The organism is Pseudescherichia sp. (genome assembly GCF_031987975.1).
GTDB lineage: Bacteria > Pseudomonadota > Gammaproteobacteria > Enterobacterales > Enterobacteriaceae > Pseudescherichia.
Map to the genome: position 1 here is coordinate 279,192 of NZ_DALZYX010000002.1, position 12,951 is coordinate 292,142.

A 12,951-nucleotide genomic window follows, 5' to 3' on the forward strand; every position below is an offset into this window, starting at 1 on the left:
ATCCTGCTGCTGGCATTTTGTTAACAATCACGTTATAAAGACACCCTATGTAGACATTTAGACATCTATACGTTTAGAAGGTAACATGCACACGCAGCAAGAGAATGGGCAGCTTAAGCGCACGATGAAAACCCGCCATTTGATTATGCTTTCATTGGGCGGCGTTATTGGCACAGGGTTATTTTTTAATACCGGATACATCATCTCTACGACAGGCGCAGCGGGAACGCTGCTGGCTTATCTGATTGGGGCGCTGGTCGTCTGGCTGGTGATGCAGTGCCTTGGCGAGCTTTCCGTAGCGATGCCGGTCACCGGTGCTTTTCATGTTTATGCGGCACGCTATCTTGGCCCGGCAACGGGATATACCGTGGCATGGCTATACTGGCTCACCTGGACAGTGGCGCTGGGGTCCAGTTTTACCGCCGCCGGGTTCTGTATGCAGTACTGGTTCCCGCATATTCCCGTCTGGATATGGAGCGCCCTCTTTTGTGTGGTGATTTTTTCCCTAAATGCGATTTCAACGCGCTTTTTTGCCGAAGGTGAATTTTGGTTCTCACTGGTTAAAGTCGCGACCATTATCGTGTTCATCATCCTGGGCTGCGGGGCAATTTTCGGGTTTATCGCGATGAAGGATGGTTCACCTGCGCCGGGGCTATCCAATCTGACCAGCGAGGGCTGGTTCCCACACGGCGGCTTGCCCATTTTGATGACGATGGTAGCAGTTAACTTTGCCTTTTCCGGCACGGAGCTTATCGGTATTGCGGCAGGCGAAACGGAAAATCCGCACCACGCTATCCCGGTCGCGATCCGTACCACCATCGCCCGGCTGATTATATTCTTTATCGGCACCGTCTTTGTCCTGGCAGCGCTTATTCCAATGCAGGTGGCGGGGGTTGAGAAAAGCCCGTTTGTGCTGGTCTTTGAGAAAATAGGCATTCCCTATGCGGCGGATATTTTTAACTTCGTCATTCTTACCGCCATTCTCTCAGCGGCAAACTCCGGACTCTATGCGTCGGGTCGCATGCTGTGGTCGCTGTCCAATGAAAAAACGCTGCCGAGCTGTTTTGCCCGCGTCAATAAGAACGGCGTGCCGCTGGTCGCTCTCTCTGTTTCTATGATTGGCGGCCTGCTGGCGCTTTTATCGAGCGTGGTCGCGCCTGATACCGTGTTCGTTGCCCTCAGCGCCATCTCTGGTTTCGCCGTTGTAGCGGTATGGCTCAGTATCTGCGCGGCACACTTTATCTTTCGTCGCCGTCATCTCCAGTTGGGCAAGCCGTTGACCGATTTGAAATACAGAGCGCCCTGGTACCCGCTGGTTCCCGTCCTGGGATTCGTGCTCTGTCTGCTGGCCTGCGTTGGCCTTGCATTCGATCCGGATCAGCGCATTGCGCTTTACTGCGGACTGCCTTTTGTTGCCCTTTGCTACGCGACCTATTTTCTTACTCACAGAACAAAATCGAAGGAGGCTGAGTATGCCGCAGATTAATCCCCTTACCGCTCTGCTTGAAAGCCATCCCTTTATTGTCCTTGATGGTGCCCTGGCCACCGAGCTGGAAGCGCGCGGATGCAACCTTGCCGATAATCTCTGGTCCGCCAAAGTATTAATGGAAAATCCACAGCTCATCCGGGATGTGCATCTGGACTACTTCCGCGCGGGCGCACAAGTAGCGATTACCGCAAGTTATCAGGCCACGCCAGCCGGCTTTGCGGCTCGCGGGCTGACCGAGTCGCAATCAAGGACACTCATTGAGCACAGCGTGGCGCTGGCGCAGGAGGCGCGTGAAATTTACCAGGCAGAAAATGCCAGCGCGGGTCCGCTGCTTGTGGCTGGCTCTGTCGGGCCATACGGCGCATTTTTAGCCGATGGTTCTGAGTACCGCGGTGACTACGTGCGCAGCAGCGAAGAGTTTCAGGCGTTCCACCGTCCGAGGATTGAAGCGTTGCTTAATGCCGGGGCAGATTTGCTGGCCTGTGAAACCCTCCCCTCCTTTGCAGAAATAGAAGCATTAGCGGACCTGCTGTTGGATTATCCGCAGGCGCAGGCGTGGTTCTCATTTACCTTACGTGACGACGAGCATTTAAGTGATGGTACTCCTCTCGCCCAGGTCGTAGAGACGCTGGCAAAATATCCGCAAATCGCTGCGCTGGGGATTAACTGTATTGCGCTGGAGAAAACGACGGCGGCGCTAAAACATCTGCATAGCCTGACTGCGCTGCCTCTGGTTGTCTACCCTAACTCCGGTGAAACCTATGACGCGACAACGAAGGAGTGGCATGCTCATAGCGATACATGCGGATCCTTATTAGGTTATCTACCACAGTGGTTAGAGGCAGGCGCGAGACTCATTGGCGGATGCTGCCGGACTACGCCAAAGGATATCGCCGCGCTGAGTGAAAAGCGTCCGGCGCAAGAGGCGTTCACGGGATAAATTATGACCCCGGCAGTACGTCCGCTTTGTGCCAGAAGCGGACGTTGCTAACTTCATGCTAAGCTGATGCGTAGGAAGTTACTCAATAACTAAGAAGAAGTTTATATGCCATCACAATCTATACAATTAGTAAAAGTCATAGCTGATATAGCTATCGCACTCGAATTTACTGACGAGTCTCTAATTAATCCAGATGTAGCCATTGAGATGCAGGAAAGTATTGCAGGAACTCTTCAGTCCCTTGATGAACTTAACCGAGAGGATATAGCGGATGCCTTTGTGAGAATATCGGCTTTTTACAATGGAGAAGTTGCAGATTACGTCAGGTCTCTACCTACTAATTATGGCATCAAGTAAAAAGATAATCACTCATTGCAAGGTCCGCTTCTCGCTCATCGCTGACGTATAAGGCGTGTATGCCTGTCGCTCTGAACAACAAACAATACATCTGACATGCCGGTGCGTTAATAAACCAGGAGCAGGCCAACAGCTAACGGCCTTGTAAAAGAAACCGCCGCAGCTCCGCTGCCACTTCTTCGGGTGCCTCTTCAGCCATATGGTGGCCGCTGGCTATTGCTCTGCCCTGGACATCGTTTGCCCAGCTTTTCCAGATACCGACTACGTCGCCGTAGAGATCTTCCAGATCGTCGTATTTCGACCACAGGCAGAGCGTCGGACATGTAATTATCCGCCCGCGCCGACGATCCTCAAGCTCATGCTCTTTATCTATGGATAAACCCGCCCGGTAGTCTTCGATCATCCCATGTACCGTTTGCGGATCGTGTATGGCTCGCCTGAACTCAACGTACTCTTCATCTCCCATTGATTCCGGCTGACCGCCATACCATTTGTCCGGGTCAGCCAGAATTGCCTGCTCTGGTTTTTCCGGTTGAGCAAAGAAGAACCAGTGGTACCACTGTCTGGCAAATTTCTCATTACATCGATTGAGCGCCTCAAGTATGGGGATGCAGTCCAGGACAGCGAGATGGGTGATCCGCTCCGGGTAATCAAGGGCAGCCCGGTAAGCGGTGTAACTCCCTCTGTCGTGACCAACAAGCGCAAACTGTTCGAAACCCAGCTGGCTCATCAACTCGACACAATCTTTTGCCTTCGCTCTTTTAGAAGAGCCAGCATGATCGGGTTGGTCAGCAGGTTTTGATGAGCGGCCAAAACCACGCAAATCAGGGCATACAACGGTAAATGATTTGGCAAGCTCTGGAGCCACTTTTGACCAGGTTGCATGGGTTCGAGGATGTCCGTGCAGCAGCAAAACGGGAGGGCCATTTCCGCCATAGCGTACATTAAGCTCTGCCTCTGACACGCGTATTGTTGTGTGCGTAAATCCCTCAAACATAGGTTTCCCCACCCGTTGGTTAGTAAAAATATAGCGGAGGTGTGACAGCTCAGCCTTTGCCTCGCATCGATAGCATACATTTTAAACAATATGTAAAGAGTTCCCTGCGGGCCTGGAAAGGTGTTAAGATGGTGTTGTCTGGTGATCGTCCAGACCACATCCTCTAGCAGGTTTGATGCCCTCGAATCGATGCGGGTGCACCTCATCCCAATAAGCTGATTAAGCAGCTTCCACCTATTTTCATCTAGCCTAATGCGGCGCGCTCGATAGCGCTGGTGTGCGATAGTTCGCAAGGATTTCTCACGGCATTGGCAGTACAGATATCAAACCTAAGCAGCGTTATTCGAGGACGAATGGCCCGCTTGCCAATGCAGTAAAGGCACGTCATGAATAAAATAATCCACAAAAATGAAGGGAATACTATCAATTGCCAAATCGTGGTTGAAGCGGACCATAGCGCTTCAGCGATTGTTTTACAGCCAGAGTATGCCAGTCCGGAAGAAGCTATCGGAGCCATATCAGCGGAGTTGCTTAAGTCCGGTAAATGCCTGACCTTTAAAGAGATTCAGCTGGTGCTGATTGTCAGAATGAAGCTGTCGTCTGGAGAGGTACAGCAGAGTATCTTGCGCGAGGCGCTGATGCTGGTAACGAACAAGTCATTATTTTAACCCTGGTCGCCTTGACCAGGGTGTCTTCACGTAGTGACGAGGTTATTTACCCAGCAGCTCTCTGCGGACAATCTCTGCGCCTGCGCTTAACGCATTGAGCTTGCCTCTGGCCACCCGGCGTGACAGCGGGGTCATGCCGCAGTTGGTGCAGGGATAGAGCTTGTCGGCGTCAACAAACTGAAGCGCTTTACGTAACGTATCGGCGACCTCTTCCGGTGTCTCAATGGTATTGGTTGCCACATCAATAGCCCCAATCATCACTTTCTTTCCGCGAATCAGTTCAATGAGATCCATTGGCACGCGAGAGTTTTGACACTCCAGGGAGATAATATCGATGTTAGATTTTTGCAGCTTGGGGAAGATCTCTTCATATTGACGCCACTCGGATCCCAGCGTCTTTTTCCAGTCCGTATTGGCCTTGATGCCGTAGCCATAACAGATATGCACTGCCGTTTCACACTGAAGCCCTTCAATGGCTCTTTCTAACGCAGCAATACCCCAGTCATTCACCTCATCAAAAAAGACATTAAACGCTGGCTCATCAAACTGGATAATATCGACCCCCGCAGCCTCCAGCTCTTTTGCTTCCTGATTGAGAATTTTGGCAAATTCCCAGGCCAGCTTTTCACGGCTTTTATAGTGATTATCATAGAGCGTATCGATCATCGTCATCGGCCCCGGCAAGGCCCATTTAATTGGCCGATCGGTTTGCTGGCGTAAGAATTTGGCATCCTCAACAAACACCGGCTTCTGGCGACTCACCTCTCCCACTACGGACGGTACGCTTGCATCGTAGCGATTGCGAATTTTAACAACCTGGCGGTTCTCAAAGTCCACGCCGCTAAGGTGCTCAATAAACGTGGTAACAAAGTGTTGGCGCGTCTGCTCACCATCGCTGACGATATCAATACCTGCCTGCTCCTGCTCTTGCAGGCACAAACGCAGTGCATCCTGTTTGCCCTCAATAAGCTCTCCGTCCTGCAATTTCCAGGGGGACCACAGGGTTTCAGGTTGTGCAAGCCAGGCCGGTTTGGGCAAGCTGCCCGCGGTGGACGTGGGTAATAATTTTTTCATAGCAGGTGACCTTATTATTTTTTGTTGATCAAAGAGCGGAGCGGGTAGACCATTGCTCAAGAATGGCCTGATAAGGTTTGATAAAGTACTCTTCAGTAAACCTTCCCTGCTCAATAGCTAATCTGGTACGCTCCTCGCGATCGTAAACAATCTGCGTTAGTGAATAGTCCTGATAATTGAGGCTTGGCTGGTAGACTTTTCCGGCGGCAGAATTAGCATTATAAATTTCAGGCCGGTAGATCTTCTGGAATGTCTCCATCGTGCTGATGGTGCCGATTAGCTCCAGATCGCTGTAATCACGCAGCAGATCGCCAGCAAAATAGAAGGCCAACGGTGCAACGCTACCCTGCGGCATAAAGTAGCGAACCTGCAATCCCATTTTTGCAAAATAGCGATCCGTCAGGGAGGCGCTATCCTGCTGATATTCGATGCCCAATACAGGATGCTCGTTGCCTGTCCGATGGTAGACGTTTTTACTTGATACGCTCAGGCAGATAACCGGTGCTTTGTTAAACTTCTCTTTATAGCTGTCTGATGCAACAAAGCGCTTAAATATGTTGCCGTGCAGATCGCCAAAGTCATCAGGCGTGCCAAACTCGGCTTTATTTTTATTATACTCTGACAGCAGCACGCTAAAGTCATAGTCCCGAACGTATGAGGAGAAGTTATTGCCGACGATGCCCTCAATACGCTCGTCAGTTTGACGATCGACAATTGCTGTTTTTAAAACCTCAATCACCGGGAAAACATCGCTCTTGCCTTCAGCTGTAATATTCATCTCGACAGAGATAATTTCCAGCTCAACAGCGTAGCGATCGCTTGTAGGGTTGTCCCAGTGCGCCAGCGAATTAAACCGGTTGTCGATCATCGTTAAAGCATTGCGCAGGTTCTCCTGGCGCTTTTCACCTCTCGCTAAATTAGCAAAATTGGTAGTGATACGCGTGCTCTCCGAGGGATTATAATTCTCGTCAAAGCAGAGACTCTTCACGTTAAATGTAATCGCTTTATTCATCGTCATCTGTATGATCAATTGTTAAAAACATGATCACTTTATGCCTGAGTCACTGCGTGAGTAAAAGTGATATAATTTCATTCAACATGAAGAACCTTCATGATCGAGATGCAAGTGAGTTTATTTCTCTCAGGCAAGTTTGATCAGCACCACGCCCGCCGTTAGTAGCGCCACGCCCACCCAGCCCACGCTGTTCAGCCGCTGACCAAATAGTACCCAACCTGCTGCGACGGTGGCAATCAGGCCGAAGCTACCCCATAGCGCATAAGCCACTGACAGATCGATCCCTTTAACCGCCTGTGACAAGGCGCTGAACGCGCCTAGCACGGCGACCAGCGACAGCACGCCGTATAGGGGCCGACGAAAGCCGTTAGAATATTTGAGAAAGATGTTAGCGACGATCTCAAGGCCAATCGCCAGGGCCAGCCAGGCAATATGCACTGCATTAAACGTAGCCATGCTGCTGCTCCTTGCGTGCCTGCGTACCGGATTTGATCAGCGCAACGCCGGTAACCAGGGTAAGTAAGCCCACGATTTTCATCGTCGATAAGGTTTCATCAAACAGCATTACGCTGAACAAGGTAATGAACAAAATACCAAGGCCTTCCCAGATGGCATACGCCACACCCAGGGCAATACGTTTTACAGCAAAAGATAAAAAAATGTACGAAAGTGCAATCATCATTAGCATAAAAATAAAACCAGCTGTGTCATTATTGACGCTCGCCCATTTCATCGAAAGGGTGCCGGTTATTTCAGCCGCAATAGCCAGAACTAACAGGATCCAATAACGCATCATTTCTCTCCTAATGAGAAATAGGTATCCGCCACGCAAAATAAGCGTGTCAGCAGAGTGAAATTAAATTGTGAGTAAAGGAGAGAACGGAGCTATAGCGCAGAGCGCCAGTGCTGGTCGCAGATCGAACAGTGGGATAAGGTGTGAAGGCAGGAGCGGATAATAATCATGGGTGCGAACATCTTGTTCATAATTTTACAACTTATCCACGTTGTTGCTTTTCCTCAGTGTGGATGAAAAATTGTCCTCAGTAGTTAAACACGCCCTTATTTTGGCATAACCCCATTTTATTTATCGGGTTTTTTCATTTCTTTACGTTAGCTCAAAATAAGGTGTGCGTGTTTAACAGAGAAATTCAAGCCCGCCGCTGGCGGGCTATCTATTAACGCTCCCAGTATGCCTCTTCCAGGCTATCTTCTCGCTCCGGAAGGCCACGGGTCAGGCGCGGCGAATGTTGGTTCAGTACCTGGTAGCTGACGCGGTTAGCATATTTACACACCTGGGCCAGCGACGAGTAGCTCAGCCAGGTATAGTTGTGCTTACTGGAGTTCGGCACGTTAGTGCGGTGAAAGTTATTGGCCGTGATGTCGTGCAGCAGCGCGGCAAGGGCGCCATCGCCTGCGCCGTTGGTGTTCATGATCTTCTCCGGCCCGCCCATGTACGGCGCAATATGGGAGAAGATACGCAGCGGCTGCTCACAGTCCTGGTGACGCATCGCCCGGCTAAACTCGTACTGGTTAAATTCGGCGATGGCCCCCGGCAGCAGCGGATGCTGGGTTTTGCGCTTCGCCGACTCCTCGGTAAAGCCTGCCATGTACAGCCCTACCGGACCGGCGGTGCAGAGCACCAGATCGACCCAGTCTAACGCCTTATCACACGCCAGCAGCGGATCGCTCAGCCCGGTCAGCGCCTCGGCCTCCTCCTCGTTCATCGCCAGGATAGAGACGTTCTCCTTGAGGAAGTCGCGCCACCACGCCGGGTTATCAGCAATCACGTACTTGGTGCCGAGGGTCAGCACCACCGGCACGTTGTGCTTTTTAGCGTACTCCACCGCCTTCATGGTCGCCTCACGCATCGGCTCACCTGGCTTGCAGCGCACCAGATAGGAGGAGAGCACCAGCGCGGAGGCCCCGGAAATCACCGACTCAGGAATGCTCTCCGGGCGCAGCTGGTTCATATAGCCAGGGCTGATGGCGAAGGTACGCTCGCCCGCCTCGCCAATCAGCGTAAAGCAGCGGCCGATTGGCCCGTCAACGCCCTGCAAATAGTTGAGATCGGTACGGCTGGAGGTGTTGCAGAGGTAACGGTAGGCGTAGCTGCCGATCTCCACGTTGCTGCACATGACGCCCAGCAGCACCGAGCGGTCATCCGCCAGCACGGAGTAGTTGTGCATAGTGTTGCCGATGGTGCCGCCAGCAAACTGGTGAGTAATAAGGTTGTCGCGAACCAGCTCTTTATAGAGCGCATCGGCAGCCTCATCGCTGATAATCAGCGAGTGCCCGGCGCTAAGGGCATAGCGCTCGATAAACGCATCGTCCACCTTCGCTTCAATATCCACCAGCGTCTGATCGATACCGACTACCCAGGAGGCGCTGGCATCGCTCTCCGGCTGGATCTGCTGTAATAGCGGATCGCGGGCGTTAACGGGGAAATAGTGTTTGGATTTGCGTTTACCGGGAAATTTCATGCGCGCTTATTACGAATAACCTATTGGGCCGGGAATGGTAGCACACTCCCGGCACCGGGCGCGATTAGCGGTAGGGGGCCGTCAGGTCCAGCATCATGTCGATATGATCGGCGGAATCATTAAGCGCCGGAATGTATTCATATTTCTCGCCACCCGCTTCGAGGAAAAATTCCCGGTTCTGCACCGCAATCTCCTCCAGCGTCTCCAGGCAGTCGGCGGAAAAACCCGGACAGATGACCTGAATGTGCTTCACGCCCTTCTCACCGAGCATCTTCAGCGTCTCATCGGTGTAAGGGGTCAGCCACGGCTCGCGGCCAAAGCGTGACTGGAAGGTCATCATTACCTTCTCCGGCGGCATGCCAAGGGCTGAGACCAGCTCACGAGTGGTATCACGGCAGCGCTGGGGATAGACATCACCCTCTTCCGCATAGCGCTGGGGAATGCCGTGATAGGAAAGCAGAAGCAGATCCGGCTCACCGTGTCGGGCAAAGGAGGCACGCACGCTGTTAGCCAGCGCGTCGATATACGCCGGGTTATCGGCATAGTCACGGATCAACGAGATACCGGGAATGCTGCGTTTGCGTTGCAGAATACGCCCCAGCTCGTCCCAGACGGCGGCCACGGTCGAGCAGGAGTACTGCGGGTAGAGCGGCAGAATCACAATATGCTCTACGCCCTGGGAGATCAGATCGTCAACCGCGCTCTCCAGTGAAGGCGAGCCATAGCTCATGCCCAGCGATACCGGGACGTCGTCCAGTCGGGCGGCCAGCGCCTGCTGCTGGCGGCGGCTGTAGACCATCAGCGGTGAGCCTTCTTCCATCCAGACGGATTGGTAGAGTTTTGCCACGCGCGGAGAACGAATCGGCAGGATCACGCCGCGCAGCAGCGGCCACCACAGCAGACGCGGGGTATCCACTACGCGACGATCGCTTAAAAACTGGCGAAGATAGCGTTTTACCGCTGCGGGGGTGGGAGCATCGGGGGTACCCAGATTCGCCAGCAGGATGCCGGTTTTAGCCTGACTCATTCGTGCCTCATATTCATTTAAGCCTGTAAGAATTGTAACTGAAACGGGCGTAAACGAAACCCATTGCTGCGAAAGGGAAAATCTTGGGGAGAGGGAGAAGAGGAGAACATCCCCGGCGCAGGCACCGGGGATGCGCGTTTTAACCGAGAGCGCTTAGCCGAGGATCGTCTCCAGCTCGGCGCGAACGGCGCTGACGGCCTGGGTGCCATCAACCTTCGCATATTTGGTGTTGCCGGCTTCGGCTTCTTTCTGGTAGTAGCCGATCAGCGGCGCGGTCAGCTGATGGTACTCTACCAGACGCTTACGCACGGTCTCTTCCTGATCGTCCTTACGGGTGCTCAGCTCTTCGCCAGTCACGTCGTCTTTACCTTCCACCTTCGGTGGGTTGTATTTGATGTGGTAGACGCGGCCAGAGGCAGCGTGCACGCGACGGCCCACGATGCGATCGACGATCAGATCGTCCGGCACATCAAACTCCAGCACGTAGTCAACGTTGATACCCGCGTCCTTCATCGCATCTGCCTGAGGAATGGTGCGCGGGAAACCGTCCAGCAGGAAGCCGTTGCGGCAATCTTCCTGGGCGATACGCTCTTTTACCAGCGCGATAACCAGCTCATCAGTCACCAGTTTACCGGCATCCATGATGTCTTTTGCCTGTTTGCCCAGCTCGCTGCCAGATTTAACCGCGGCGCGCAGCATGTCACCGGTGGAGATCTGCGGAATACCGTATTTCTCCATGATGAACTGAGCCTGAGTGCCTTTACCTGCGCCCGGAGCGCCGAGCAAAATGATACGCATTGCGTAATTCCTCTACGTTTTGAATTTTTATACCCAGATAATTGATGACAGGTATACAACGTTGTTTGAAGCGAAAACCATACCACTAAAGTCAGTATCACCACAAGGAAGCGAGGCTTATGCAGGCGGGTTCGGCGGGAAGTTGAGCAGCTGAATCGTTCCCTCCTACCAGGGGGTAGGAGGGAACGGTGCGAAGAGAGGTTAAGAAACCAGCAGCTGGTTCATGCGGCGGATAAACTGGTTAGGATCCTCCAGCGTGCCGCGCTCGGCAAACAGAGCCTGATCCAGCAGCAGCTCAACCCATGCTTTGAACTGCGCTTCGTCCTGGATATCCGCAGTGCGTTTCACCAGAACGTGGTCCGGATTAAGCTCAAAGATGTACTTCACTTCCGGCACGGCCTGGCCCGCAGCGGCAAACAGCTTCGCCATCTGGGTGCTCATCTCGTCGTTGTCGGTAGTGACGATCGCCGGCGTATCGGTCAGGCGGTGGGTAAAGCGCACCTCTTTCACGCGCTCGCCCAGCAGGGTTTTCACGCGCTCAACGAACGGCTCCAGGGCTTTTTCAGCCTCTTTCGCGCTCTCGTCTACCTCGTCGTTCAGCTTATCCAGCGACTCATCGGCTTTCGCCACGGACTGGAAAGATTTGCCGTCGAACTCGGTGAGATAGCTCATCATCCACTCGTCGATGCGATCGGAGAGCAGCAGCACTTCAATGCCTTTCTTACGCAGCAGTTCAAGATGCGGGCTGCTCTTCGCGGCGGCGTAGCTGTCGGCGGTGATGTAGTAGATCTTCTCCTGGCCCTCTTTCATGCGGGAGACGTAGTCTGCCAGCGCCACCGTCTGCTCGGAAGAGTCGGTGTGGGTAGAGGCGAAGCGCAGCAGTTTGGCGATCGCTTCCATGTTGGCGCTATCTTCCGCCGGACCCTCTTTCAGCGCCAGGCCAAACTGTTTCCAGAAGCCCTGGTACTTCTCGGCATCATCCTTCGCCAGCTTGTCGAGCATCTGCAATGCGCGCTTGGTCAGGGCACTACGCAGGTTACGGGTGACGGAGCTGTCCTGCAGGATCTCACGGGAGACGTTCAGCGGCAGATCGTTGGAATCAATCAGGCCACGCACAAAGCGCAGGTAGTTCGGCATGAACTGCTCGGCCTCGTCCATGATGAAGACGCGCTGCACGTAGAGCTTCAGGCCATGCTTGTGATCGCGGTTCCACATATCCCACGGTGCCTGGGCCGGAATGTAGAGCAGGCTGGTGTACTCCTGCTTGCCCTCTACGCGGTTGTGGCTCCAGGCCAGCGGATCGGTAAAGTCATGGGCAATGTGCTTATAGAACTCTTTGTATTCGTCGTCGTTGATTTCAGACTTGCTGCGGGTCCAGAGTGCCTGGGCCTTGTTGATCTTCTCCCAGCTGATAACGGTTTCGCCATCCTGCTCTTCATGCTTCTCGATCTCTACCGGCAGCGCGATATGATCGGAGTATTTGCTGATGATGGAGCGAACGCGCCAGTCGTTGAGGAAGTCATCTTCGCCTTCGCGCAGGTGCAGGGTGATCTCGGTTCCGCGATCCTCTTTGGTGATATCGGCAACGGTGTAGTCGCCCTCGCCTGCGGATTCCCAGAACACGCCATTCTCTGCGCTGTCGCCCGCGGCTCGGGTGCGCACGGTGACTTTATCGGCAACGATAAACGCCGAATAGAAGCCGACGCCGAACTGGCCGATCAGCTGGCTATCTTTCGCCTGGTCGGAGCCCATCGACTGTAAAAATGCTTTAGTACCGGATTTAGCAATCGTACCCAGATGGTCAATCACTTCGTCGCGGTTCATACCAATACCGTTGTCGGCAATGGTCAGAGTACGCTTCTCTTTATCAAAGGAGACGCGCACGCGTAGCTCACCGTCACCCTCGTACAGCTCGGGTTTTGACAACGCACGGAAACGCAGCTTGTCTGCCGCATCCGAGGCGTTAGAGATAAGCTCACGCAGGAAGATCTCTTTGTTGGAGTAGAGAGAATGGATCATCAGATGCAGAAGCTGTTTTACTTCTGACTGGAAGCCGCGTGTTTCTTGTCCTTTCATCGAAAAAATACCTCAACAATGCCATTTGGT

Annotated in this window: 13 protein-coding genes; 4 read left to right on the forward strand and 9 right to left on the reverse strand. The window is 53.1% G+C overall.

All coding sequences use genetic code 11. The features are described from left to right. Positions 1-85: 85 nt before the first annotated feature. From mmuP to RTN40_RS04710, 3 genes are all read left to right on the forward strand, one after another. Positions 86-1,486 (forward strand): S-methylmethionine permease, encoded by a 1,401-nt coding sequence (gene mmuP, locus RTN40_RS04700; RefSeq protein WP_312227450.1) that lies wholly within the window; start codon positions 86-88, stop codon positions 1,484-1,486. Continuing rightward, positions 1,473-2,429, forward strand: coding sequence for a homocysteine S-methyltransferase (gene mmuM, locus RTN40_RS04705; RefSeq protein WP_312227451.1), 957 nt, complete (start codon positions 1,473-1,475; stop codon positions 2,427-2,429). Before mmuP ends, mmuM begins: the two co-directional genes overlap by 14 nt. Positions 2,430-2,534: 105 nt before the next feature. After that, a complete protein-coding gene (locus RTN40_RS04710) occupies positions 2,535-2,786 on the forward strand; it encodes a hypothetical protein (RefSeq protein ID WP_312227452.1) in 252 nt (83 codons plus the stop codon). Positions 2,787-2,919: 133 nt separating this feature from the next. Here the strand turns inward: RTN40_RS04710 and RTN40_RS04715 are convergent, their stop codons facing one another. Further along, positions 2,920-3,783 carry an alpha/beta hydrolase gene (locus tag RTN40_RS04715; RefSeq protein WP_312227453.1) on the reverse strand — a complete coding sequence of 288 codons (864 nt, stop codon included), beginning with the start codon at positions 3,781-3,783 and terminating at the stop codon, positions 2,920-2,922. Positions 3,784-4,169: 386 nt separating this feature from the next. On the opposite strand from RTN40_RS04715, the gene RTN40_RS04720 reads away from it, so the two are divergent. Further along, complete coding sequence (locus tag RTN40_RS04720; protein ID WP_312227454.1) at positions 4,170-4,451, forward strand: biofilm development regulator YmgB/AriR family protein; 282 nt, start codon at positions 4,170-4,172, stop codon at positions 4,449-4,451. Between the two features lie 42 nt (positions 4,452-4,493). Here RTN40_RS04720 and RTN40_RS04725 read toward each other — a convergent pair whose 3' ends face one another. The 8 genes from RTN40_RS04725 to htpG all read right to left on the reverse strand — a co-directional run bounded on the left by RTN40_RS04725 (position 4,494) and on the right by htpG (position 12,921). Continuing rightward, positions 4,494-5,525 carry a methionine synthase gene (locus tag RTN40_RS04725; protein WP_312227455.1) on the reverse strand — a complete coding sequence of 344 codons (1,032 nt, stop codon included), beginning with the start codon at positions 5,523-5,525 and terminating at the stop codon, positions 4,494-4,496. A 28-nt stretch (positions 5,526-5,553) separates the two neighbouring features. Beyond that, a complete protein-coding gene (locus RTN40_RS04730; RefSeq protein ID WP_312227641.1) occupies positions 5,554-6,537 on the reverse strand; it encodes a DUF1852 domain-containing protein in 984 nt (327 codons plus the stop codon). A gap of 129 nt (positions 6,538-6,666) precedes the next feature. Further along, on the reverse strand, positions 6,667-6,996 hold the full coding sequence (mdtI, locus tag RTN40_RS04735; protein WP_312227456.1) for a multidrug/spermidine efflux SMR transporter subunit MdtI: 330 nt from the start codon (positions 6,994-6,996) through the stop codon (positions 6,667-6,669). Further along, positions 6,983-7,336 carry a multidrug/spermidine efflux SMR transporter subunit MdtJ gene (gene mdtJ / locus RTN40_RS04740; protein ID WP_312227457.1) on the reverse strand — a complete coding sequence of 118 codons (354 nt, stop codon included), beginning with the start codon at positions 7,334-7,336 and terminating at the stop codon, positions 6,983-6,985. The genes mdtI and mdtJ overlap by 14 nt, the downstream gene beginning before the upstream one ends. A 379-nt stretch (positions 7,337-7,715) precedes the next feature. Further along, on the reverse strand, positions 7,716-9,020 hold the full coding sequence (locus tag RTN40_RS04745) for an inosine/guanosine kinase (RefSeq protein ID WP_312227458.1): 1,305 nt from the start codon (positions 9,018-9,020) through the stop codon (positions 7,716-7,718). A 64-nt stretch (positions 9,021-9,084) separates the two neighbouring features. Next, positions 9,085-10,047 (reverse strand): ferrochelatase, encoded by a 963-nt coding sequence (hemH, locus tag RTN40_RS04750; protein WP_312227459.1) that lies wholly within the window; start codon positions 10,045-10,047, stop codon positions 9,085-9,087. Between the two features lie 153 nt (positions 10,048-10,200). Next, on the reverse strand, positions 10,201-10,845 hold the full coding sequence (gene adk, locus RTN40_RS04755) for an adenylate kinase (protein ID WP_312227460.1): 645 nt from the start codon (positions 10,843-10,845) through the stop codon (positions 10,201-10,203). A 201-nt stretch (positions 10,846-11,046) separates the two neighbouring features. Then, positions 11,047-12,921, reverse strand: coding sequence for a molecular chaperone HtpG (gene htpG, locus RTN40_RS04760; RefSeq protein WP_312227461.1), 1,875 nt, complete (start codon positions 12,919-12,921; stop codon positions 11,047-11,049). Positions 12,922-12,951: the final 30 nt, after the last annotated feature.

Coding starts and splice junctions, on each gene's coding strand:
- RTN40_RS04725 (WP_312227455.1), bottom strand. CDS start 5,525: ATGAAAAAATTATTACCCACGTCCACCGCGGGCAGCTTGCCCAAACCG.
- RTN40_RS04715 (WP_312227453.1), bottom strand. CDS start 3,783: ATGTTTGAGGGATTTACGCACACAACAATACGCGTGTCAGAGGCAGAG.
- mmuP (WP_312227450.1), top strand. CDS start 86: ATGCACACGCAGCAAGAGAATGGGCAGCTTAAGCGCACGATGAAAACC.
- mdtI (WP_312227456.1), bottom strand. CDS start 6,996: ATGGCTACGTTTAATGCAGTGCATATTGCCTGGCTGGCCCTGGCGATT.
- mdtJ (WP_312227457.1), bottom strand. CDS start 7,336: ATGATGCGTTATTGGATCCTGTTAGTTCTGGCTATTGCGGCTGAAATA.
- mmuM (WP_312227451.1), top strand. CDS start 1,473: ATGCCGCAGATTAATCCCCTTACCGCTCTGCTTGAAAGCCATCCCTTT.
- RTN40_RS04745 (WP_312227458.1), bottom strand. CDS start 9,020: ATGAAATTTCCCGGTAAACGCAAATCCAAACACTATTTCCCCGTTAAC.
- RTN40_RS04710 (WP_312227452.1), top strand. CDS start 2,535: ATGCCATCACAATCTATACAATTAGTAAAAGTCATAGCTGATATAGCT.
- hemH (WP_312227459.1), bottom strand. CDS start 10,047: ATGAGTCAGGCTAAAACCGGCATCCTGCTGGCGAATCTGGGTACCCCC.
- htpG (WP_312227461.1), bottom strand. CDS start 12,921: ATGAAAGGACAAGAAACACGCGGCTTCCAGTCAGAAGTAAAACAGCTT.
- RTN40_RS04720 (WP_312227454.1), top strand. CDS start 4,170: ATGAATAAAATAATCCACAAAAATGAAGGGAATACTATCAATTGCCAA.
- RTN40_RS04730 (WP_312227641.1), bottom strand. CDS start 6,537: ATGAATAAAGCGATTACATTTAACGTGAAGAGTCTCTGCTTTGACGAG.
- adk (WP_312227460.1), bottom strand. CDS start 10,845: ATGCGTATCATTTTGCTCGGCGCTCCGGGCGCAGGTAAAGGCACTCAG.